Origin of the sequence: Ensifer sp. Root127, from assembly GCF_001425225.1 — a bacterium.
GTDB lineage: Bacteria > Pseudomonadota > Alphaproteobacteria > Rhizobiales > Rhizobiaceae > Ensifer > Ensifer canadensis.
Map to the genome: position 1 here is coordinate 105,521 of NZ_LMDX01000008.1, position 24,011 is coordinate 129,531.

Here is a 24,011-nt window from a genome sequence, read left to right on the forward strand (position 1 = left end):
GAAATCAGTATTGGAAGCTTCAACTTGGATCACAGGTCGAACCGCAGACTGATTTCGTGGCGGCTATGATGAAAACTATCATCAAGGCGTCGGCCGTCTGGTCGATCCTGACATGAACGATGTCTCCGCGCGCTGGAAAGCGCTCCGGTCCAGGAACAGTTGGCGAGTCAGGCACTCAACATCGCCAACGATGAGTCGAAGAGCATTTTTGCACTCTTCAGGTAGTCGAGTCGTCCGCGCCGAGACTGCCGTCTATGCCGAAGCGCCGTCGCGGATTGCCTCGAAGGAAGAGCCTTCTCAAATGCCTTGCGAGCACCGTAGGCTCACCAATCGCGGCAGCGATCACAGCAAAATCAGTAGGACCAAGGGAAACCGAACTGATTGACGCCGTAGCCCGTCGCCGCCCGTCAGGTCGTGGCCTAGAAGTTGCCGCCGATACGAACGCCGAATGTGTGGTTCTGCGCATTGCCGTCGAAGCCGAAAGCAGTGCGATAGTCGAAACTGAGCGTCATGTCGTTGTTGAACTTGGCGTCGATGCCAAGCCCGACCGTCAGGTAATCGCGCATGTAACGGTCTAGCTCGAGCGCGTAAGGCATGGTGCCGAGATCAGAATATCCCATGCTGGCCTGGCTCGATCCAGAAAAGTCGTGGGTGTACTCCAGCCGCCCGCGCGTGTTGAGCACACCCCACTCCATCGGATTTGCGTGTTCGGCGCGCATGCCGATAACCCCCGCCAGCAAATCGAACGTCTGATCACCAAAGGACAGGCTATGCGGTCCTGCCCCCGTCTCGGTAAAGCCATCGAGGCGGGTATGGGCGGCCTCGATCCTCCCGTAGGGTGAGAACATCAGACCGTTGTTTCTGTGTTCATAGCCGGCAGACAGTGATCCAAAGAATTGTGTACCATCCCGGCTTCCGGTGGCGAAGTCGCCAGTCGAGGTCACATAGCGCGTGCTGTCGAAGTCGAGACGGCTCACCCCCAGCAGACCGTCGAGATAGAACGGTGTGGGATGATAGCTGCCATAGAGCGCGGCGCTGAATGCCTGTCCGGTGCTTGTTGTGGCGCTTGAACCGATGTCGGTCCTGTCGCGACCGTAACCGAAACCGAATCCGGCGACCATGTCCGGCGCAAACCGATGATCGACGCCGCCGCTGACGCCGACGAGGGTGTGCCCGAGATCGATGTTCCCGCGTTCACTGGTCCCGAAATTGACGACCCCGCCAGTCCAGAAGGCCGTGTCGCCAAACATGGCGTTTATCGGCTCCACTGCGTTCCCAGCTTCCGCATCTGGTTCTTTCTGCGGCCCTCCCATGGTGCGACCAACGCGATCATTGCCTGGTCTTTCCTCCTCAGCTCTCATAGGTTCGGCCCGGTCGGCGTCTTGCGTGACGCCCATGCGAATATTGAGCGATTGCGCATGTCGGCTCTCGTCGCCGTGCAGCCGCTCCAGGCGATCGTTGAAATTGCTGATCTGGGTGGTGGCAAAACGCTGAGCAGCCTGTGCCTGTGCGTTGATGAGGCCGATCACCTCCGCATCCTGCGACGGATCGGGGCGATAAATGCCGCCAAGCGCCAGACTGTAGGTCGCCGTTCCGGTCAGCCCGTTCTGGTCGCGAGCCGTGAGGACGAGGGTGTAGTTCCCCGGTGTAGTCGGCAAGCCGTGGATCGTGCCCGTGCGCGCTTCGATGTCCATCCCTTCCGGCAGTCCGGTTGCCGAGTAGCTGTAGGGTGCCGTGCCGCCTGATACGGAAACAGCCCGGGTGTATTCGACGCCGGCGACCCCTCCTGGAATTGAGCCTGACGCCGGCGAGAAGGTGAGGGTGGGTGCGATATAGGTAAAAGCGGCAGGCAAAGTGGCCGTACCGCCTGGCGCCGTCACTGAAACATCGGTTGAACCCGCGGCATTGGCCGGTGCGATGGCGGTGATCTGGGAATTGCTGACAACCACAATGCTGGCTGCTGCCACGCTGCCGAGCATCACGCTAGTCGTGCCAATGAGATGATTGCCGGTGATCGTGAGGGCTGTTCCACCCCTCGTGGAACCGGTTGCAGGAGAAATCCCCGTCAGGCTTGGTGGAGCAGGAGCGACAACAATTGTGTAGCTGGCCGAAGCCGAGCCTGAGGTTACAGCGGTCGCGGTAACGTTGATGGTGAAGGCACCATCTGCGGTTGGTGTTCCAGTGACCTTACCGGAAGCCTCGTCGATGATGAGGCCAGCTGGCAGCCCGGTAGCGCTGAACGTGATGGTGCCGACACCGCCGGCCGCGGAAATCGAACCATCGTTGTACGCGGCACCGACCACACCCGCGGTCAAGGCAGAGCCTTCAGCCGGTGTCAGGGATACAGGGAGTGGGGCCGCCGCGATCACGATGATATAGCTCGCGACGGCGACCCCCGAGGTTGCTCCAGTTGCAGTAACAGCAAGGGTGAACGTCCCAGCGGCCGTCGGCGTTCCGGTAATCTCACCGGTCTCAGGATGAATGGACAGGCCTGATGGCAGACCGGTGGCACCGTAGGTGATAGTGCCGGCACCACCAGACGCGGAGATCGAACCATCGTTGTACGCGGTGCCGACCACGCCCGCGGTCAACGCAGAGCCGTCGGCCGGTGTCAGGGATACAGGCGGTGGGGCCGCCGCGACGACGATGGTATAACTCACGCTGGCCGTGCCGGAGGTTGCTCCGGTTGCGGTAACAGCAACGGTGAACGTTCCATCGGCCGTCGGCGTTCCCGTGATCGCACCGGTCGCAGGATCAATGGACAGACCGGAGGGCAGACCGGTGGCACTGTACGTAATGGTTCCGGCACCACCGGTCGCGGAAATCGAACGATCGTTGTACGCGGCACCGACCAAGCCATTCGACAGGTTCGAGCCGTCGGGCGGCGTGAGGATCATCGAGGGAGCAACGTTCCAAGGTGTTCCACGGGTAAAAGCCAGATTGCTATTTCCTGCTATGTTGCTGATGGCATTTGCCAGAACATCAAGGCGAAGGGTGCCTGATCCGGATATATCGTCGACCCGGACGGTATAATGAACGTTGTCCGAGGTCTGGATTAACGCCAGCCTCCCGATAGCGGTGCCGGTCGATGTCAGCACCAGGTCGGAGCCGGTAAAACCCGTGACGGCTTCGGAGAACGTGACATCAAACGTCACGCTGACGGCGCCGGACGCAGGGTCGCCGATCACCCCGGTTGAAATAACCTCAGGTCGCATAGCTGCTGCTTCGACTATAAGCGTATAGGTCATCGCTTTCGAATGGGCACGCGCGTTAGCCGCCTGAACGGTGAAGGTGAAACTACCCGTTTCCGTCGGCGTTCCCGACAGTTCACCGGTATCGGCCAGCGTCACACCTGCGGGCAACGTGCCACTGGTCAGCGTATAGACAAAATCCAGATTGCCGCCCGTTGCGGCGATCGTCTGATTGAAGGCGACGCCGATTGTTGCGTTGACCAACGTCGCAGGCGAAATGGTAATTTCCTCAAAGCTGAAAGAAATCGAGCAATCCGACGTGATGGGATTGGTGTACCATGCAGCGCCCACAGCATGAATACCGCATCCGCTGGGCTCACGATATGTCGCGGCCGCATCCGGTGAGACGTTCCAGAATGCTATTATCCGCTCTTCGGAAACTTCCACAGGACTACTGATCGTCGTCTGGGGATCGTCATTGAAGGTGACATTGATAACACGGCCCGGGCCGTTGGATGACCAGGAAACCGTGTGGTCCTGGGCGGGCGCCGCAATCACCCGGACTGTCTGTGTAGCCTTTTGCGAGTCGTTGAAGTTGGCGTCTCCCATATGTTGGGCGCTCACCACGCAATCACCAGCATTCAGAAAAGTGACAACACCGTTGGAAACAGTGCATATGTCGCCGCTTTCCACCTTGACCTCGACAGGCACGCTCTGGCTTACGCGCATCGCGTGAGCGGTCACATCATATGTCTGACCGACAATTGCCTGCCTAGGTGGAATTGTGTCGAAATAGATGCTTTGGTCGGCCTTGGCGATATCGATGACAACGCCACTGCTGATGCCGGGCTCATGGTTCTCGTCCCCGGAGTAAACAGCGGTGATGATATGCTGGCCAGCGCCAAGCTCATTGGTGGTGATCGTTAGACTGGCCCCATTGCTGGTATCGAACGAAACTGTGCCAATCCTTGTATTTCCATCCATGAAGGCAATTTCGCCGTTCGGTTTGCCGCTCGTCCCTATGACGAGCGCCTTAATTTCCACCGTCTGGCCGTAAACTCTGCCTTTCGGCAGTTCGTCCACCAAGACGATCGAAATTGCCTTTGTGATTGTCAGCGTCGCCGGCCTTGAATAGGCGCTCTCACCGTCCTTGCTGACGACAACGCGATATCGTGTGCCGGTTTCGCTGACGCGGACGGGCTTGAAGGTGTATGTACTCTCGATGGCACCTGGAATTGTCGAGAAATCATGCCCGTTGGTACTGACCTGCCATTGATAAGTCGCATCGCTAGCGCTGGTCGCGACGGAAAACGTGACGATTTGCCCGGCCGCTACCGTCAGGTCCTGGGGTTGCTGCGTGATAGCAGGAGGGGCGGCTTGCGCTGGCGAGCCGCACAATAGCATGAGCGTTACCAGCAGAAATACTGACCAGCCGCGTCTCAGAGTCTTCCACGCCTGTGCCGAATCCCAGCGCGCTCCATGGAGGCTTTGATTTTTAAAGAAAAAGGTCTCAGTCGGGATCATACGAATAAGAAGCTCAGTGGGAAATAAGAAGAAGCGCAGCCTTCATTGATGCACTTGAGTGGCCCCCGCGGAACGAACCGGCGCCACCAACGATCGCCACCATGGCAGGGGCCTGCCGCCGGCCGGCGATCGTCAACCCGGCAAGACCCGACGGCCTTGAAAGCCTGATAATGCTCGCAAGCCTACGAGGGGGCGTTCTTTCAACCTCCGTCGCCTTCGTCATCTCCGTCCGTCGCCACTAGAATTTTACGCCCAGACCAATCTTGACGGTCTGCTGGTCGACATCGACGTTGATGCCCTGCAGGTCTTTATCCCCGTAGTCGCTGTACCTGTATTCGGCGCGGCCGAAGATGTTGCTGGTGAAGGCGTAATCCAAACCGGCGCCGACCGTGTAGCCGTTGAACGTTGCTTCCTCTTTGCCCAATCCCGGCACATCGACATAGCCACGCGTCGCCGCCCAACCGGCTGTGGCATAGATGAGCGCGTGATCTAAGGCATAGCCAACGCGTCCCCGCACCGAGCCTGCCCAATCGGTGCCGAAATCTGCGCCGAAGATTTTCTGTTCGTTCCAGTTGTATTCGAGATCGCCTTCAACGCCGATGATGAGCCTATTGTCGAATTGATAATTATAGCCGGCGAACCCACCAAAGAGGCCGCCATTGGCATCTTCGGATCCGGCGATGCCGAAGCCGGAGAATTCACCATTGGCCCAACCGCCGCCGCCCTGAACACCGAGATATGCTCCCGACCACACAAAGGTCGACGCATCGACAGCAACAGACCGTGCGCTATTTTCGGGAGCTACATCAGCAGCCATTGCCGTAGATGCGGTGAGCACAAGAATGGCAGGTAGAAGGAATGTTCTCATGTGGTCGGCTCCGATTCCGTGCGAAACTATCGTTGAATTGACGGCCCGCCGGACTGGCAGGCAGCCATCGTGAATTAACGTCGCCGAGGAGCGACGTCCCGTGGTGATGGCAGCGTGAAGGCTTCCAGCCCGCGCCAATTGCGCCCAGACAATCAATATTCCGGAGCTGATGGTAAGTATGAAAAAGAGCGGCCGCGTAAATCTATCCCAGCGCGCAAACGGCACCGTTCAAAATAATCACATTACGCAAAAGTCAGCTGGCTGCCTGCGAGCGCATGCGGCAACTACCAACGTCCCCATTGGGAAGCTCGGTCGAACCAGTTTTGCGATTCGCTGATCCCGGCCATCCGATATCTTTGCGCTACGGCCGCCCGCGCCTCGCGCGGCGTGATGCCGTAAAGGCGCTGAAAAGCGCGCGTGAAATTGTGAGCGTAGGTAAAACCGTGTTCGAGACCGATTTCTCCAATGGATCTGTGTGCCTGAGCGGGATCGCGAAGGGCCCGGCGCGCCATTTCCAGGCGCCGCTCCTGAATATAGGAGGCAACGCCGCCATCTTTTGAAAAGAGATAGGCGAGCTTGCGCAATGACATCGTGAAGTGTGCTGCAATCTGAAAGGGCGACAGATCAGGATCCAGTGCATGAGCATCGATATAACGGCGGATCGTTGCCAGTTGCGCCCCGGCTATTCCGCGCATCGTATCTTCTCTCGGGACACCATTGAGGGTGGCGGCGACAAGTTCGAGCGTCGGCGCTACCAGCGTCGCCGCCTGCTTCTCGTCGAGTTGCGGCAATAGCCGGAAAAGGCTGTCGATGTGGTTGCGGAGCAACCCGACCATCGGCTCATGAGCCGCGAGGACTCGCATATTGTGGTCATCGGGGTTGATCAACAATCGCGCCAGCAGTGGGCGGGGGACGAAGAGAGTAAGATTGCAGAAATCGCTTGCTGATCCCGCATGGGCCTGCGCCGCGTCATGAACGATCATGTCTCCCGGCCCGGCGTAAGCTTCTTCTCGTCCGTCATGGCGTCGCCAATGACCATCGATGAAGAACTGTATTTCGAAGTGGTCGTAACCGTCCGCGCCGATGCGATAGTTGGAACGACTAAGTTTTTGGGCCACGCTAACACAGTGTGTAAGCAACAGGTCTCCGAGGCGAAATGTACAATGTGCGGTATGAAATTCATTTGCCTGGAAAATGTTGAAATCGTAGAGCGAACCGGCTGATTCTTCCCAGAATGCGAGAGCTTTCTTTAGAGGGATCGCGCGCGTATCCGTTTTGAACAAAAGCGTGGGATGCTCTTTTTTGGTCATCGCTCTTCCAGTTTCTCTCCACAGCAGCATCAGAATACGTCTTCATCAACATCCTAGGGTATCTGCGCGGCATTGCCCTACAAGTGTCTCACGGGTCTTGGAAAGAACCATTTGTAGGTCGCAGATCGATCATCTTACAAGTCCTGTCGATTGCCGAGTTTCCCCGTCAGCATTTGGCACGGATGATTATATGGCTCTGTTGCCAATTTTTCATTTTGGTTATGAAGTGCCAACTCATCCGCTTATTTCCTAACGACAGAGGAGAGTGCGAATGCCGTAAAGGTATCCCTTACGCCCGGAAGTTCAGAGATCAGTTGCCAGCTCTGGCGGATACGATCGGCGGGACTCTACCCGTACCAGCAGATCAAAATCGACCGCCATCACATCGCAACCGACGACCACCGGAATTTTTCGCAAAGCGTGGATGACCTCGCCACCCTTCATGCGATCCTGGCGGTAGACAAAAATCAATGCGGTGGTGATGTGGCTGTCGTTTCCGCCACCGTTAGTGACGATTGTATAATCCTTGATGAAGCCTTCGCGTTCAAGCCGTTCTATCCGAACGCGAACAGCATTTCGCGACAGATTGACTTTACCTGACAGTTCCGCATGAGAGGCACGCCCGTGGGATTGCAAGGCGCAAAGTACCCTTGAACCCGATTTGGGTAGGCTGTTTCGATTGTTGGAGCAAGTTTTAGGCTGATTACACAGTGCCTACAGTTGTCTTCTCGTGCGCTGGTGTCCGTGTCCGCGGCGCTCCGCACACGGTTCTTGAAGAGTTCTCGATCAGATGGATGCCACCGAGATCCAAGCGGTGGCGTAGACGATGGTCGGCATGGCACATGCTCATCGAAACTGAAATCGTAAAAAGAGCTGCAGCGCCTGAAGTTACGAGTTTTCCAACTCTTCCAGCAGCGTCAGCGAAAATCGCAGGCTGCTTGTGGTGCGAGACGCGGTGCCTCATGGCCATTCCTACGGCATTTTACTGCTTGGGAGCAGCCGCGACCGCATAACCGGCGTCCTGCCATTCCGGAAACCCGCCAGCGAAATGGAAGATGTGCGTGTAGCCCCAAGCAACGGCCTTTGCGGATGCATATGCGGAATAGGGACAATGTTTGCCGTGACAATAGAAGGCAACGTCTGACTGCTTGCCCGCCACCTTGGCAAGGCTCTCCTTCGATAGATCAGTGACAAGGGACAGATTGATGGCCCCAGGAACATGGCCGTTGGCGTAGTCTGGCGGGGCCCGTACGTCGACGAAAGGCACCCCGCTGTCACGCAACACCTTGGCTTTCGCAGCGTCAACTTTCGTTGTGCCGTCCACAGTTACTTCGCCGTGGGTCATCCTCATGAACTGGACGTAGTCGTCCAGAGCGAGATCGGTCCCTGCGCCCTCGGGCACTCCTGCTTTCCGTAGGCCCTCCTGCACCCGTGCAATGTACGGTCTATGATAGTTGAACGCGATGCCGTACCAGTCCCACGCGCTTTCTTGGACCGTGAGCGGATCGTATGCGGCGGACAGGGCGATCTCGTTGTATTTGGCGATTGCGGCCTCAACGCCGTCGGTGCGGCCGAGGTGCCCAAGACTAGATACCAGCGTCGCGTAGTCCGCGTGGACGGCCGACTCTTGTTCCATCACCCGCTTCAGCGTGTTGACCGCATCTTCGTATTTTTCTTGACAGAAGAGTGAGATAGCCAGCATGCGAAGCGTTCCGGGTGCAAAACGGGGGTCGAGGCGCATAGCCAGGCGCGCTTGCTGTTCGGCCTCGTCGGCGTGCCCGGTCGCGTTGAGAATCCGCGCCTTGCTGATGTGGTTGTCCGGATCGTTCGGGGCAAGCTCCATCGCACGATCGATGGCGACGAACGCCTCGTCATAGCTTCCCTGCTGCGCAAGCAATTGGGATGAAATCGCGTAGGCAAGCGACGTCGGCTTCTCCATTGCTTTTGCCAGGTTTCTGTTCAGGCTCTCGTAGGCGTGCTCCCAGCCAGCACCTGCGGAAGAAAACCAGAACGAGAGGCTAATTCTCCAGTTGGCTGCGGCGAGCGATGCGTAGGCGCGGCTATAGTCCGGATCGAGCTCTATCGCCTTCTCGAAGAGAGCAATCGCCTTCAGGGTCTCTTCTTCGTTGTCATGGCGAAGATGATCCCATCCTCGGAGCAATGCATCGTAGGCTTGCGGGTTGCTGGTTTCCGCTTCGCGCGCCGTGACCTGTTCCGCACTCGTCAGCTTCACCGCGAGCGCGGCCACGATCTGGCTGATGACCTTGTCCTGCAGCCCGAAGACCCCCTTTATTTCACCATCGTAGCGATCGGCCCAAAGGTGATGTCCGCCGACGGCATCGATCAGTTGGGCATTGACTCGAACCTGATTTCCGTCGCGACGTACGCTGCCCTCCAAGACGTATCTGACGCCCAGATCTTCGGCTACCTGCTGCACGTTCGCGGGTTTGCCTTTATAGGCGAAGGTGGTGTTCCGCGAGATGACGAAGATGCCGGACAGCTTCGATAGGTCTGTGATCAAGTCTTCCGTCATTCCGTCTGCGAAATAGGCCTGCTCGGGATCGGAGCTGAGATTATCGAACGGAAGGACCGCTATCGACGGCTTGTCGGGGAGGGGAAGCGCCATCCGAGCGACTGACGCAGTTCCGACACTGGTCTTCCAGGGGCTTATCCATAAAACAGGGGTCGCCACTAAAAGAACCAGGGCAACCGCGGCGGTAATGCCCCGATTGCGATGGCGCTGGTTCTTGAACCACCAACTGCGCGTATTTCCATCAAATTTGACGCGATAGACACGCACGGGTCGCGCAATGTTTTTCACATGCTGCTCGCCCATAAATTCCAGTGGCAGCTCGAGCTTGCCTTGCAAGTGATCGAAAGCCGTGCCGGATACAAAAAGCCCTCCTGGCTCACATAGTTGCTCCAGGCGAGCAGCGATGTTTACGCCATCGCCCAGCAGATCATCCGCATCCACCACGACGTCGCCGAGATTAACGCCCATGCGGAAGAGCAGGCGGTGGTCGCCCGGGATATCCGCTTGGCGTGCTGCGACTTGCCTCTGGAAATCCACGGCACAAAGGACAGCATCCACGACCGAACCAAATTCCGCGATCGCCCCATCGCCCATGAGCTTCACGATCCGTCCGTGATATTCCGCCAGCAACGGGTCGAATACTTCGGCGCGCAACGCTTTCATCGCGGCCAGCGTACTGGCCTCGCTAGCTTCGATAAGGCGCGAATAACCAACAATATCGACGGCGAGAATTGCGACCAGCCGCCGCTCGGCATGATCTGCTCCCATGGCCACTCTCTCCAGAAAGACGAAGAAAGCCCCGCTGTTGGGTCTGGTCCCAGACGGAAACTTCTCAGCCTCCCAGTCGAGCGAAGTCTACTCCCGATTCATCGTTCGTGCGATAGCCATTGCCTGCCGCGGGGCCGGGGACATGTCTGCGCGTCCGGCCGATTGTGAAGTCGCGATTCATCAAGATCGGTACCCTCGACAGCTGGCCATGGAGTGCGCGACCCGGGTCGTCATTCTTCGGCCGGACGGGAAGCTGGTCGGCGGGCGCAGAGGCGTGGAGCGACGGCGCGAAGGCCTGAGTTCCAGCGACGAATGGAAACGCAAGCGCCTGCATCCGCTCGTGTCCTACGGCGCGATCGGGGCCCGTCGTGCGCTTTCCGCGATATCTGGAAGTTCAGCTGTCAGTGCGATGATCTGACATTTGGATGTTGGCTTGTGCCATCAACCCGAAGAAATCTCCAAGCCCTTCTTTCAATAGAAGAGTCGGCGCAAAACGAGCTTCGCTTCGAGGCATTGCGAGGCACTATCTGCAAACGCACAGTCGATTTCTCGAATGTGCCTAAGGGCTTCTGCCCTTGCTCGTTCATTCACTTGATTGACGGATAACGTCTCAGATGTCCCATCCCTGTTCTCGACCGTGCACTCCGTTCCATAGCAGAACGTCGTTTGCGCCTGGGCGGCACCAAGTATCAAAACGGTGAGCATTATTCCCATGGCGGATCTTGATATGTTGATCACTGTCATCCCCATTTGATCGTTTCAAGACAGTTTTCTTCGGTCTTGAGAATACATCACCACGCCTTCGGCGGCCAAGGGCCGCCAATGGGAGTAAGCACGGACTCGACGCGAAGCTACCCGCCCATCCGCTTTGCTGATCGATGATCGCCAGGAACAAGTATCGGTGCAGGTCGGCAATATCATCGGGCATTCGTCGTTCGCTCGGATCGAGGTAGCCGAACACGATCGGCCATCAAGTGGGCTGGAGAGCGTAAGACGATATCGTATCTGCAAGGGCTCTCAGTTTGGCACTGATTTCGCGAGCCTGATGCTCAGTCAGTGCAAATTGGAGTGCAGATACGTCTGTGTTATCAGGATTGACGCTGAACTCGAGCCTAAGGAAGATGTCGGCTTCGTTGTTGATCAGCGTTGCGGCCTTCCAGCCGACGACCGGTGATACTCTGACGCTGCCNCTTCGTTGTTGATCAGCGTTGCGGCCTTCCAGCCGACGACCGGTGATACTCTGACGCTGCCGCGCCCGTCCTTGTTCCAACCATTCATCGTGTTGCAAACCTCCGGCTGAGGAAGTCAGATTAAAGCAAAACAATGACAGGTTGTCGACTGCCGCCACGAATTCACGATAAGGCAGGCTGATGCTCTGGCAGCCTGGCCGCACCGCTCGTTGCCACTTGGACGTTTTGTCGCTCACCGCGGCGCCTTCGGATTCTACAGCGCGCAATCAAAAGTTGTTTCCCTCGTCGGCTCCGCTTCTCAGCCCTTAAGAAAGAAATTGATGCGTCACCCAGCGAACGTTGAAACTTACACTGCGCAATCTGGAGCGTAACGGCTTCGTCCATTATTTTCCCGAAGTGCCGCCGCGTGTCGAATATGAGCTGACCGAGATTGGCCGCGGGGCTTTGCGCGCCCTTGAAAGGTTCAACTTTTGGGTTCGTGATAATCTGCACACCATCCAGGATTCCGTCGCGCTTACGACGATACCAAGTAGTTAACCCGCTTGCGGGCAGCTTTCTCGCTGTGGGCGTGTATCTCCACGCCATGAACCATCGGGCACGAGTGCTTGTCGACGCCCAGTGCAGCAATCTGGGAGTAGGCTGTCAGACGTAGCGAACCGCTTCGGCCCTCGTGCTGGCCCGTTTGGACAGCCAGAAGTAAACACGGAGATAGATCGTCACGCCGAGGTGGAAAGGACAGCGGTGGCGAGTACCTCCAGACGTATTCCGTCGGAAAGAAGATCGACGACGACGGTGGCACGGATCGGGTAGGGCGCTGAGAAAAACTGCCGATAGACCCGATTCATGCCGGCTGCGTCGGCCTTGTCTGTGAGATAGGCCTGGATCTGCACGACATCGGCAAGCGTGCCCCCGGCCGCCTCGAGCGCCTGCTGCAGATTGAGGAACACCTGGCGCGCCTGCGTTTCGATGTCGCCGGTGATCAGTTCGCCCGTCGTCGGGTTTTTCGCAATATGGGCGGAGCGCACGATAGGGCCCGACTTGACCGTGGCGCTCAAAGGCGCCTTTGACGCAGCGATGCCGGTTTCGACTTTCTCAAACACAATCCGCTCCCTTATGTCTTGTTGCTGAGAACGGCGTGGGCGAGGATTTCGATGCGAAGGCCTTCAGAAAGTAGCTCCTTCACCACCACGGTCGCACGTACCGGATAGGGCTCCCTGAAGAACTCGGCGTAAACTTTGTTCATGCCGGATGCATCCGATCTTTCAATGAGGAAAACCTGAACCTGCACCACATCGGCCAGTGTGCCGCCTGCGGCACGGATCGCGATGTCGAGATTTCCCAGTGTTCGGCGCGTCTGGGTTTCAATGTCGCCGGTGACGAGGTCGCCGTTCACCGGGTCCTCCGATATGTGGACCGACCAGACGAGATTGCCGGCACGCACGACTTCGCTGATTGGCACGTCGCAAGGGTCTGATCCGGTATCGATGGCTTCAAACATTTTGTTCTCCAAGGAAGTAAGGCTCCTCATTCGGGTCGCGCTTCGAAGTGGGTCACGAACTTCGTGTTGAGATAGCCGTCGAAGGTTTCAACTCCGCCTTCGCTACCATAGCCGCTGTCGTTGATGCCACCGAAAGGCGTTTCGGGTAACGCCAGACCGAAGTGATTGATGCTGACCATCCCGGCGGCAAGCGCTTGCGCTGTGTGCCGGGCTCGACTGCTCGAAGCGGTGAACACGTACGAAGCCAGGCCAAAAGAAAGGCTGTTGGCGCGGCGGATCACGTCTTCAAAACCAGAAAACGGTGTGACGATCGCAATTGGACCGAAGGGCTCCTCGTTCATCAGTTGCAGAGCCTCACAGCCGCCGGCGACGACCGTTGGTGCATAGAAGAAGCCGGTATTGCCGATGCGACTGCCGCCGGTCACGATCTCGGCCCCCCGGTCGCGAGCATCCTGTACGAAGCCTTCCATGGCCGTCACCCGGCGGGCGTGGCAGAGCGGTCCCATCTGCACCCCTTCGTCAAAGCCATTGCCAACCTTCGTTGCGGCCACCTTGTCGGCGAAGCGTGCAAGGAAACGGTCATACGCTGTTGCCTGAACGTAGAAGCGGGTCGGCGAGACGCAGACCTGTCCGGCATTGCGGACCTTTTGGACGGCAAGCGCGTCGGCAGAAGCTTCAATGTCGGCGTCGTCGAAGACGATTACGGGAGCGTGGCCGCCAAGCTCCATCGTCGACCGCTTCATGTGCCGGCCGGCGAGCGAAGCGAGCAGCTTGCCGACCTCGACAGAGCCCGTAAACGAAATCTTCTTCACCTCAGGGGCCGCCAGCAGCGTCTCGGAAATATGCGAAGACGATCCCCAGACAATGTTGAGGCAACCGTCCGGCAGTCCCGCCTCCTGCATGAGCCGGCCGATCGCGACCGTGGAGGAGGGCGATTCCGCCGGGCCTTTCAGGATGATCGTGCAGCCGCTAGCCAGGGCCGCCACGACCTTGCGTAGCGCCTGGCTGAAAGGGAAGTTCCAGGGGGTAAAGGCAATGCAGACGCCGACGGGCTCGCGGGTGACCACCTGTTGCACACGCGGATCGCGCGAAGGGACAAGGCGACCGTAAATGCGTCGCGCCTCCTCCGCGTGCCAATCGGCGTGGTCGGCCGCGAATCGAATCTCTCCGATTGCTTCTGCAAGCGGTTTTCCCTGGTCCATCACCATGCTTCGGCCGATGTCTTCGACATGCTTGCGGGCGAGTTCGGCGAAGCGGCGCAGAACCTGTCCGCGGTCAAGCGGCGAGCGGTCTTTCCAGCTATCGAATGCACGCTGCGCGGAGGCGACGGCCGCCGCGAGATCGACGTCAGTAGCATGGGGCAAATGGCCGATGAGCGTACCGCTGGCAGGTTCGATGACCGCGTCCCGCCGCTCGGTCTCATAGATCCAGCGGCCGTCGATCAGCATGCCGAGCCGTTCATAACAATGTGGCGGACGGTTGGAGATGGCGATCTGCGGCATCACGCGATGTAGCCTTGGCTGCGCGCCCACGAAAGCGTGTCGTCGAGGGCCAGCTGCATGCGGGTCATGAGATCGTCGATCTGCATCTTAGAGATGATCATGGCCGGGCATAGGCTCACCATGTCGCCAAGACCGCGAGTAAGGACGCCGCGCTCGGTTGCGAACTTGCCGGCATGGTTGGCGACCTGCCAGGCGGGCGGAAAGTTCTCCTTCGTTCCCTTGTCCTTGACGAATTCGAGGCCGGCCACAAGACCAACACCGCGGGCCTCACCGATCAGCGGGTGTTCGCCAAGCTTGCGAATGCCCTGCTGGAAGCGCGAGCTGACGGCGCGGACGTGGGAGACTATGTCGGTTTCCTGGTAAATCGTCAGTGCCTCCAGCGCGACGGCGGCCGCGACTGGATGACCGCCATAGGTGAAGCCGTGCGAAAAGGTGCCGATCTTGCGGCTCTGGTCGACGAGGACGTCCGCGATCTTCGCGTTGATCATCAGCGCAGAGATCGGCATGTAGGCGGCCGAAAGCTGTTTTGCGCAACTGATCATGTCCGGGTTCAGTCCGTAGGTTTCTGACCCGAACATGTTGCCGGTACGCCCGAAACCGCAAATGACTTCGTCTGCGACCAGAAGGATATCGTACTTCTTCAGGACCGCCTGGAGCTTTTCGAAATAGGTCTTCGGCGGTGTGATCACTCCCCCAGACACCATGACCGGTTCGGCAAAGAACGCCGCCACCGTTTGCGGGCCCTCTTCAAGTATCATTGCCTCAAGGTTGCCGACTAGCCGGGTCGCAAAGTCCTCCTCGCTCTCGCCGGGTTCGGCAAACCGCCAGTAGTGCGGGCAGTCAGTGTGCAGGATATTGGCGATCGGCAGATCGAAATCGCGATGATTGAACGGCAGGCCCGTGAGGCTGGCGGTGGCGACCGTTACGCCATGGTAAGCCTTGCGGCGCGAAATGATCTTCTTCTTCTCAGGTCGTCCGACCGCATTGTTATAGTACCAGACAAGCTTGATCGCCGTGTCGTTTGCCTCGGAGCCGGAGCCGGCGAAGAAGACCTTCGACATCGCAACTGGGGCCATTTCAAGCAGCTTCTCGGCGAGACGGATGCCCGGTTCCGTCGATTTGTGGGCGAAGGAATGGTAAAATGGCATCGTCTTCAATTGCCGCGTCGCCGCTTCCACCAGTCGCTGCTCACTGAAACCGAGACCGGCGCAGAAGAGGCCCGCGAGACCTTCGATGTAGCGCTTGCCTTCATCATCGATCACGTAGATCCCTTCGCCGCCAGTGATTAGATGCGGCCCCACCTCCTGGTGAACCGCAAGGTTGGTGTAGGGATGGACGAGGTTTTGCCGGTCCAGGGCGTGGAGGGAATTGGGGCGGTCGTTCATGGCAAGCTCCAGGGTATGCTTGAATTGCTTGGCGATTGTCAGGCGATGACGTGCACGTCTTCGCTACGCCAGGTGACGTGGCACTCCGAGGCGCCGTCGAGTCTTCGTGCATCGACGCCGGGCACGCGCATGCGGATCGCTTGGGTGCCGAGCTTGCCGACGACCAGAAGGTTGTCGCCGTAGTTGATGGTGCTGTCGATCTTCATCGCCTGGCGCCCAGCCTCCGCCCGGACAGCGAGACGGATCATTTCCGGACGCAGCAGCAGCTCGGCCTTGGTGTTTCGGTCGCCACCTGCAGCCTTCGTGTCGACGACGCCGACTGGCGTCTCGAAACGGCCACCGCCAAGCGAAGTGGCGGCAATGATGTTGCTGTCGCCGATGAAGGAGGCGACGAAGCGGCTCTTCGGCGCGAAATAGATCTCGTTCGGAGTGCCGACCTGCTCGATGCGTCCCCCTTTGAAAACGGCGATCCGGTCCGACATGGTCATGGCCTCGGACTGATCGTGGGTGACATAGACCATGGTGACGCCGAGATCGCGGTGGATGCGCTTCAACTCCACCTGCATGTGCTCGCGCAGCGCCTTGTCGAGTGCGCCGAGCGGTTCGTCGAGCAGAATGACATCTGGCTGGAAGACGAGCGCCCGTGCAAGGGCTACGCGTTGTTGCTGGCCCCCGGATAGCTCGGAGGGGACACGTTTCTCGAAACCCTGCAGGCCGACCTTCGCCAGCGCCTCGCGCGACCGGCGGTCCTTCTCCGCCCTCTCCACGCCCCGCATGCGCAAGGGGAAGGCGACGTTGTCGGCAATCGTCATGTGCGGGAAGAGCGCGTAGTTCTGGAAGACCATACCGATGTTGCGCTTGTGCGGCGGCAGTTTGTCGATGGCACGCTCGCCGAGCCGGATTTCGCCGCTCGTCGGATGCTGGAAACCGGCAATCATCATCAGTGTGGTTGTTTTGCCGGAGCCTGAGGGTCCAAGGAAGGAGACAAATTCGCCGGCCTTGATGTCGAGCGACACGTCGTCGGCCGCCATATGCTTGCCGTCGTAGCTCTTGTTGACACTGCGGAGTGTGAGGGAACGGGCGTTCATGGCTTTGCTCCTTGATCAGGATGCCGCGGGAGCGGTGTTGGTGGCGCCGTTTTCGAGCGGCTGACGCGTGAAACCGGACCGGCGGCGCAGGAATTGCGGTGCAAGCCAGATTGAGATGCCAGCCAGAACAAGCAGGAAAAGGAATGAAGAGGCTGCCGAGATCGTCGGATCCGCCTCCTGGCGGACGGCATTGAACATCTGGCGCGGCAGGGTTGCCTTGTCGCGGCCGGAGATGAAGAGCGCGATAACGGCTTCATCGAAGGATGCGATAAAGGCAAAGAGGCCGGCAACCGTGAAGGCGGGACGCAAGATCGGAAAGGTGACCAGCCGGAACGTCGTGAAAGGCGATGCACCCAGGCTCATGGCGGCCCGTTCGACGGATTGGTCGAATCCTTTGAGCGCTGCGGTCAGGATCAACGTCGCCATGGGCATGGCGATGCAGCTATGGGCCAGGATGACGCCCAGGTAGCTCTGCACGAGGCGCAATTGACCGAAATACATGTAGTACCCGAGCGCCATGACGATGGTTGGCACGATCATTGGCAGCATGATCAAGAGATTGAACAATCCACGTCCGAGGAAAATGTGCCGCACGAGAGCAAAAGACGCGGGGATCGCAAGGCTGAGCGTCACGAAGACCGTACCGATGCCGATGATGACGCTGTTGACCAGCGGCTCTGTCCAGTTCGGGTCGGAGAAGAAATTGATGTAGTTCGCGAGCGTATAACCCGGCGGCGGGAAAGTCAGCGAGGCTGCCGAGCTGAACGACATAGGAATGACGATGAACATCGGCGCGGCAACGAAGACGGCGATGAGGAGCGCAAGGGCGCGGAGGAACGGGTTCATCGGCCGCCTCCTGCCCAAAGCCGGTCGAGACCGAAGAAACGGTTGTAAAGCGCGTAGACGGCAAGCGTGAGGCCGAGCAAGACGATGGAGATCGCCGAGCCGAGACCGAAATCGAGCGTCTGCTCGATCTGGTCGCCGATGATACCGGCGATCATCTGGTCGCGCGGGCTGCCGAGCAGGACAGGCATCACATAGAAGCCGAGGCAGGTGATAAAGACAAGCGTGCAGCCGTTGACGATGCCAGGTGCCGAGAGCGGTAGGTAGACCGCAACGAAGGCCCGAAGTGGGCTCGCACCGAGGCTTTCGGCAGCGCGGACATGGAGAGGATCGATGCGCTTCATGACCGAGAAAAGCGACATGGTCATAAAAGGGATGAGCGCATGGGTCATGGCAAGCGTTGCACTAAAGGTGGTGAAGAGCAGCTTGGGCGCCGGATCCCAACCGAGCCAGGTAAGGAGTGCTGTGACCGGTCCCTGGTTGCCGAGGATGACCATCCAGGCATAGGTGCGCACGAGATAACTCGTCCAGAATGACAGAGCGACCACGGTCAGCAGGAAGGTTGCGAAGCGTTTCGATCCGTTCGCGGCGGCATAAGCCAGAGGATAGGCGAAGAGAAGCGCAATGGCCGTGACAAGGAAGGCGGTCCTGAAGGTCTGGTAAATGACGGACGCAAACAGGCCCGAATGCAGGAGACGGCCGAAGTTCTGCAGGCCAAGAGCGGGCTGCGAGACGCTCATCCAGCCCACATAGGCAAGCGGTACCAGGAACAACCCCGCAAGGAAAACCGCTGCCGGGGCCATCAGCGGTATCGGCCCCTCCGCAATGGGCGAAAACGATCTCTGTTTCATGTCACTGCTCCCTCAGTACCCTAATCGGGAAAACCCGATCCTCATGCCGTACCTGTTTTCAGATCCTCCCGGTTCCGCTTGTTGCTGAACCGGGAGGTTTGGATCAAAGACCGACCCAGCTCTCGAAGCGGCTGCTCAGCTCGTCGATCTGGGCCGTCAGCTTGGCGCCGTCGAGCATGACAGCGCGGGCGAGGTGATCTGGATAGGTCGGCATGGTCTTGGCCACGTCAGCCGGAATGAAATCGAACGACTTCGGGTTCATCGGGCCATTCTGGTCGGCGATGCAGAACTTCGCGAGGCCCTCGGCATTCTGGCCGATATGGCTGATCAGCTTGAAGCCGTTTTCGGACCTCGGACTGTCCTTGGCGACGATCCAGCACGCCTGGTCGACGATCGCCTGATCCCAAACGATCTCGATCGGATCCTTGGAAGCCTTCTTGGCGCCGGCAGCATCGCTGTCCCAGAGGCCCGCCATGTCGACCTCGCCGTCGGTCAGGATCTGGCGGGCCTGCGGGCCTGCCGTCCACCAGACGCGAACGTTGTCCTTGACCTTGTCAAGCGAGGCGAAGGCGCGGTCGAGATCATAGGGGAAGAGTTGGTCGGGGGAGACACCATCGGCGAGGAGCGCGATGGCGAGAATGCGGGCGGCATGGCGCTGCAAACTGCGGTTTCCCGGGAACTTTTCGACATTGAAGAAATCGGTCCAACTCCTCAGGCCGTCCGGGTACTTCGCCTTGTTGTAAGCCAGCTGCGTGGCGAAGCCGTGGGTCGACAGGCCGTTTTCATAGATCGCGCCCTGCCACAGTTTCGAGGTGTCGACGTGGTCACCGAGCGTTTCCAAGAGGCCGGCGGCATTTGCACGAGCGACGTCTGCAACGCCGAGCGTGGTGACGTCGAACTCAAAGACGCCAGTCGTCTTCTGTGCTGCGAGCTTGGCAAACGAGATCGGCGAGACCGTGCGGATCTCGATACCGGTATCGGCTGTAAAGGGATCGAAGAGGAACTTCTTGACGGAGGCTTCCCAGTCGCCGCCCCAGGTGTTGACATAGAGTACATTTTCTTCAGCGCTTGCACGGCGCACGAAAGGTAATGCGAGCATTGCGGCCCCTAATAGGCCTGCACCGAGTACTGCGCGTCGCGAGACCGGCATTGCCGATGCTTTCTTGAACGTGTCCATTCGTTGTTCTCCTTAGTCGAACGGTCGTTGATTGCTGTTCCTCGTGGCCGCTCGCCTGCCGGCGGCGGCCCTTCTTTTGTTGGAGTCCGTTTCCGGATCGATCAGTCGGCGCGGAAGACCTCGCCATAGAGGCGCAGCCAGTTGTCTCTGAGGATCTTGTTTGCCTCTTGCTGGTTGAACCCGACGCGCTTGAGTGCGGGCGCCACGTCCTGAAGGTTTTCCGGCTTCAAGAGCCATTCCGGCTTCGGCACGGCGCCGGGAGTTGAAGCCGAACCCGCGCCGTACTGGACGGAGCGTGTCCAGCGGCCCTTGCGCATCCAGTCGTAGTCGCGCTGGCTGTGGTTGTGGGAAATGTCGGTACCGATGCCGACATGATCGATGCCGGCAATGTCGACCGTTCGCGCCACCATCTCGCACCAACCATCAACGCTCGCGCAGGCACTTTCGGGCGTAATGTTGCGGTAGGCGACGCAGCCGATGACGCCTCTGCGTTCCGCGAGTGCCTTGATCACCTTGTCGGACTTGTTGCGCTTGTGCGCAAAGAGCGAGTCCGCGTTGGCATGGGTGATGGCGACCGGTTTTTCGGACCATTCGATGGCGTCAAGCGTCGTGCGGTCGCCGACATGAGAAAGATCGACGAGCATGCCGACGCGGTTCATCTCGCGTACAACGTCCCTGCCAAATCGGGCGAGACCGCTGTCATTCTCCTCGTAGCAGGAGCCGCCAAGTTCGTTCTGGTTGTTATAGGTGAGCTGTACGACACGCACGCCGAGCTCGGCGAAGAATTCCACATAGGCGATGCGGTCTTCGAAGAGGTTGGAGTTCTGATAACCGAGCACGATCGCAACCTTGTTCTCGCGCCCGGCGCGCTCGATATCGGCGGCTGTGCGGGCAATCAGGATGATGTCGGCGTTTTCACGTTCCATGTCGCGCCAGCGAGCAAGGGAATCGAGCGACTCCATCGTCCCCTCCCAAAAGCCAAGTGTCGGCGTGACGGCGCTGTAGCCGCCACGTTTCAGGGCTTCGAAGGATTCGCGGTTGAAATGGCCGCATTGCAGAGCATCGATAATCATGGTCATTCCGTTCAATGGTTGGCGGAAACGGCGCTATTGGGCGCGTCAGCGAGAAGCAACGAAAAGTCCGTCTCGTCCTCGTCCTGGCGGCCGATGACCTTGCCGTCGGCCTCAACGATGATCGGTCCGGCATGGCGGCGTGAAAGATAGGAGTCGGGTGCGAGCGCCTCTGCGGAGCGATGGTAGAGTTCCCACCAGAGCGCGGCGTCGACATCGACCCCGTCGCGGCGGATCTTGTCGAGCAGGGCGATTTCATCGGCATCAGTTGCGGGCGTGACGGCGATCGTCGCGCGATCGGCGCCAACAGCGACTATTGCCTTCAAGCCGAAGCGCTGCGCCAGCGCCTCGATGACCCGCAATTCGCCGATGTCCGCAGCGTTGCGCACGGTGACGATGCCACGGCCGCCGGTCTTCAGGATCTCGACCGCCAGCTCAAGGGCGGCATCGGCGGCAAGCCAGGCATGTTGGCCGCCGCAGTGAATGACAGGGTCATCCGATCCCTCGAGTGAAAGTGCGCTGGGGGTGGCCTTGCTGATCGTCTCAAGCGTTGCGGGCAAGCGGGCAAAGCCGCCGAGGGCGGCCGAGTAGACTGCGCAATCGCGAAGGGCCGGAACGAGCCCGCTTTCGATGCGCGTGACCTGGAGCAGGCGCTCAAACACCATGCGCATCTCGCGCAGGCTGACAGTCATGGAGGTCGCAAGATTAGACTGGCACGTGCTCACAGGTTTGGCTCCGCAGGATAAAACCACAACTCGTCGGCGCTCCCAGAAGCAATGTCTTCGGGAATGGGCGCGCCATGGAACAGAACGCCACGCAAGTTGCGATCGAGGAAGTCGCGTGTCTTGTCGATGCCGTGGATACCGACATTGAGAAGGCGGGTGATATGAGCTGGCGTGAAGGAGCCGCTCATGATGTCTGCATGGGGCGAATGCAGGCTGGTGCCGGCAAGGGCCTGGACACGGGTGACGATGGCCCTGTGCTGTGGATGGGCGAACAGGAAGCGGGCTGTGCTGAGGTTCGGGTCGGCCGCCGAGAGGTCGCGGTCAAGGGCTACGACGAGACGTGGCAGGTCGAGGCCGAGATTGACGACATTCTGACCGACCTCCGTTGCAAGGCCGCGGCGCGGTTCTTCGGCGGTCACGGACTTGTACCAGACGTAGCGCTCGGAGGCCGGAACCTCCAGATTAAGCTTGAAGGCCCAGGCGTAATCGTTGCGTATCAGGTCGCGCAGTCGGTGAACCGGCATTTCCGGTCGCCCCGTCAACTCCTCGTCGATGACCAGGCCGTCGACCAGGGCATCGGCCTCGTCGGGCACCAATTCGATCAGGAGCGAATGAAGAGTTTCCATGGCTTCCGCATGGACGCGCCCCTCAAGCGAGGCCGCAAGTTCTGCGAAGGGCTCGGCCTCAAAGCGGTTGCCCGCCTGCCAGCGTTGCAGAAGGTCGGCGACAGCGCGCCGGATGATCTGCAATTCTTCCGCAAGCACGTCGGAACGCGTGAAGTTTTCGTAGGCAGCACGATCCTGCGTGCGGAAGGTGATTGCCTTGTCGACGAGGGTCAGCAGCTTGGTGATCTGTGAGCCCGCGTCGTCGGGGAGTACAGCCTTAGCGCGCGCAATGGCCTCTTCGCGAATGAAAAGCCAGCGTTCGATCAGCCGCGGGTGGTTGTTGACGAATAGCATCAGGCCGAGTGCCGAGCCGTTGCCGACGCCGAGGAAGCGGCGAAGGTCCTTGGCCATGTCCGGCGCCTGCGGCGAACCGAGGCGGACAAGATGCTGCAACAGGTCCTGAGCGAAGACACGCATCATGTAGGCGCACAGCATCTGCGCAGCGAGCGACCAGCGCAGTGGGTGGTCCGCTTCATAGGCAAGGAAACTCTTCGTTCCAAACGTGCCGTTGCCGTCGAGACCGGTGTTGCGCATGAGATAGCAGGTCTGTGCAAGTTCAGCGACGTCTGGCTGCCGTCCCGCTGTCAACGCCTGGCGGGCACTCTCGAAGAAGCGACCGCTGCGATTGGAGCGGCACCATATGAGCGTGCCGGGTGTGGCGCGCCCCTCGTAAAGTTTGGGAAGCTCATTGCGCGTGGTCTCGAAATCGACCTGGCTCAGATCGCCCTCGATCAATGCGCCCATCATGTCCCAGGCCCGGCCGATGATCCGACCGGTGCGACCATGGGGCGAGGGCTCAAAAGAAAAGACGGGGAAGCTGAAGCGCCAGCTGCCAATATCGATGCGGTATTCGGCAACCCCGTTACCCTTCTCATCGATCTCGAAGCGCTTGCAAAGGATCTGCCAGCGACCGCGGATTGCGTGGCTGAGCAGCGCGCGCGATGCGCTGACGCGCGACGGCTGGATGGCGGCCAAGCGCTCAGGCGCCATCATTTCGCCGGCTGAACGCATAAGCCGCGCAATGCGGCACGCGTCCTGCGCCGGAGCAGGTCTTCTAAGGGCAGTCATTTATTGGTCTCCTCGCATGCGCCCCGAGCTCGCCGCCGCTGCCGCAACGACGATCCCAGCGCATTTTTCAGTATCAAAACCTTGGAACGGGCCCGAAAGGGCCAGTGCGCCGATGCACTCGCCCTGCGCGTCTAGGATGGGTGCGGCGACCGCCGAGACAGTGCGCGGGCCTTCGACTTCCGAAATGGCGTATCCCTGCTGGCGAACCAGCGTCATCATGTCATCGTCCGGGAGGCTGACGCCTTGCGCACGCAGTCGCTCAATGATTTCTGGGCGCGCGTGCGAGGCGAGCACGCGGCCGAAGGCTGTCCTATCGAGCCTGAGATGCGCACCAACCTTGAGGTCGGCGCGAAGAACGCCACGAGATTCCACCCGCCGAACGATAACGGCATCCCTGCCATCGAGGACTGCGAGCGAGGCCGTTTCACCGCTTTGCGTCACCATTTCCTCGAGAACGCCCGCAAAACGTGCGCCGAGATTGGACTGCTCCAACGCCATGGCCGCGTGGCTGACGACCCGCAGTGTCAGCCGGTAGCGGCCATCCTGTGTCTGTTCGATCCAGCCGGCCTCGACCAGCGTGACGAGGCGCTGATGGGCAGCGCCTCGGGCTTCTCCGAGCTGCTTGGCGATGTCGACCAGGCGCATCGGCTCTGCGGCGGCCGCGACACAGTCGAATGCAGTAAGTGTCTTCAGCACGGATGAAAGGGGGCGAACTGCCATTCGAAATTTCTTTCTTTTTCCTATTGTCCAACAAT

Annotated in this window: 18 protein-coding genes and 1 pseudogene; 1 reads left to right on the forward strand and 18 read right to left on the reverse strand. The window is 59.5% G+C overall.

The features are described 5' to 3' along the window. Nucleotides 1–419: 419 nt before the first annotated feature. The 6 genes and pseudogenes from ASD03_RS11285 to ASD03_RS40130 form a co-directional block, all read right to left on the reverse strand. Nucleotides 420–4,715, reverse strand: coding sequence for a putative Ig domain-containing protein (locus tag ASD03_RS11285; protein WP_082557295.1), 4,296 nt, complete (start codon nucleotides 4,713–4,715; stop codon nucleotides 420–422). 238 nt (nucleotides 4,716–4,953) lie between these two features. Beyond that, a complete protein-coding gene (locus tag ASD03_RS11290) occupies nucleotides 4,954–5,583 on the reverse strand; it encodes an outer membrane protein (RefSeq protein WP_057208224.1) in 630 nt (209 codons plus the stop codon). A 284-nt stretch (nucleotides 5,584–5,867) separates the two neighbouring features. Continuing rightward, a complete protein-coding gene (locus tag ASD03_RS11295) occupies nucleotides 5,868–6,893 on the reverse strand; it encodes a helix-turn-helix domain-containing protein (protein WP_057208226.1) in 1,026 nt (341 codons plus the stop codon). Between the two features lie 242 nt (nucleotides 6,894–7,135). After that, nucleotides 7,136–7,604 (reverse strand): annotated as a pseudogene (locus ASD03_RS11300) (Lrp/AsnC family transcriptional regulator). Between the two features lie 271 nt (nucleotides 7,605–7,875). Further along, complete coding sequence (locus ASD03_RS11305) at nucleotides 7,876–10,194, reverse strand: rhodanese-like domain-containing protein (protein ID WP_057208228.1); 2,319 nt, start codon at nucleotides 10,192–10,194, stop codon at nucleotides 7,876–7,878. A gap of 970 nt (nucleotides 10,195–11,164) precedes the next feature. After that, a partial coding sequence (locus ASD03_RS40130) for a hypothetical protein (protein ID WP_210177765.1) occupies nucleotides 11,165–11,383 on the reverse strand: 219 nt, incomplete at its 5' end. Between the two features lie 340 nt (nucleotides 11,384–11,723). Here ASD03_RS40130 and ASD03_RS41090 point away from each other — a divergent pair. Further along, entirely contained in the window at nucleotides 11,724–11,921 is a 198-nt protein-coding gene (locus ASD03_RS41090) for a winged helix-turn-helix transcriptional regulator (RefSeq protein ID WP_107028010.1), read from the forward strand. Between the two features lie 179 nt (nucleotides 11,922–12,100). On the opposite strand, the gene ASD03_RS11325 is transcribed toward ASD03_RS41090, so the two are convergent. The 12 genes from ASD03_RS11325 to ASD03_RS11380 all read right to left on the reverse strand — a co-directional run bounded on the left by ASD03_RS11325 (nucleotide 12,101) and on the right by ASD03_RS11380 (nucleotide 23,976). Continuing rightward, on the reverse strand, nucleotides 12,101–12,484 hold the full coding sequence (locus ASD03_RS11325) for a RidA family protein (protein ID WP_057208236.1): 384 nt from the start codon (nucleotides 12,482–12,484) through the stop codon (nucleotides 12,101–12,103). 11 nt (nucleotides 12,485–12,495) lie between these two features. Beyond that, nucleotides 12,496–12,882, reverse strand: coding sequence for a RidA family protein (locus tag ASD03_RS11330; RefSeq protein ID WP_057208238.1), 387 nt, complete (start codon nucleotides 12,880–12,882; stop codon nucleotides 12,496–12,498). Nucleotides 12,883–12,908: 26 nt separating this feature from the next. Continuing rightward, on the reverse strand, nucleotides 12,909–14,384 hold the full coding sequence (locus ASD03_RS11335; RefSeq protein ID WP_057213565.1) for an NAD-dependent succinate-semialdehyde dehydrogenase: 1,476 nt from the start codon (nucleotides 14,382–14,384) through the stop codon (nucleotides 12,909–12,911). Then, entirely contained in the window at nucleotides 14,384–15,769 is a 1,386-nt protein-coding gene (locus ASD03_RS11340) for an aspartate aminotransferase family protein (protein ID WP_057208242.1), read from the reverse strand. The genes ASD03_RS11335 and ASD03_RS11340 overlap by 1 nt, the downstream gene beginning before the upstream one ends. A 38-nt stretch (nucleotides 15,770–15,807) precedes the next feature. Beyond that, a complete protein-coding gene (locus ASD03_RS11345; RefSeq protein ID WP_057208244.1) occupies nucleotides 15,808–16,857 on the reverse strand; it encodes an ABC transporter ATP-binding protein in 1,050 nt (349 codons plus the stop codon). 15 nt (nucleotides 16,858–16,872) lie between these two features. After that, entirely contained in the window at nucleotides 16,873–17,703 is an 831-nt protein-coding gene (locus ASD03_RS11350) for an ABC transporter permease (RefSeq protein ID WP_057208246.1), read from the reverse strand. Beyond that, nucleotides 17,700–18,551: an ABC transporter permease gene (locus ASD03_RS11355; RefSeq protein ID WP_057208248.1), complete on the reverse strand. Its 852-nt coding sequence runs from the start codon at nucleotides 18,549–18,551 to the stop codon at nucleotides 17,700–17,702. The genes ASD03_RS11350 and ASD03_RS11355 overlap by 4 nt, the downstream gene beginning before the upstream one ends. Nucleotides 18,552–18,654: 103 nt before the next feature. Then, complete coding sequence (locus ASD03_RS11360) at nucleotides 18,655–19,728, reverse strand: extracellular solute-binding protein (RefSeq protein WP_057208250.1); 1,074 nt, start codon at nucleotides 19,726–19,728, stop codon at nucleotides 18,655–18,657. 101 nt (nucleotides 19,729–19,829) lie between these two features. Beyond that, nucleotides 19,830–20,801 (reverse strand): dipeptidase, encoded by a 972-nt coding sequence (locus tag ASD03_RS11365; RefSeq protein WP_057208295.1) that lies wholly within the window; start codon nucleotides 20,799–20,801, stop codon nucleotides 19,830–19,832. Between the two features lie 11 nt (nucleotides 20,802–20,812). Continuing rightward, nucleotides 20,813–21,523 (reverse strand): hypothetical protein, encoded by a 711-nt coding sequence (locus ASD03_RS11370; RefSeq protein WP_057208252.1) that lies wholly within the window; start codon nucleotides 21,521–21,523, stop codon nucleotides 20,813–20,815. Beyond that, nucleotides 21,520–23,256 (reverse strand): hypothetical protein, encoded by a 1,737-nt coding sequence (locus tag ASD03_RS11375; RefSeq protein WP_057208253.1) that lies wholly within the window; start codon nucleotides 23,254–23,256, stop codon nucleotides 21,520–21,522. The genes ASD03_RS11370 and ASD03_RS11375 overlap by 4 nt, the downstream gene beginning before the upstream one ends. Next, entirely contained in the window at nucleotides 23,257–23,976 is a 720-nt protein-coding gene (locus tag ASD03_RS11380) for an IclR family transcriptional regulator (protein WP_057208256.1), read from the reverse strand. Between the last annotated feature and the right edge of the window lie 35 nt (nucleotides 23,977–24,011).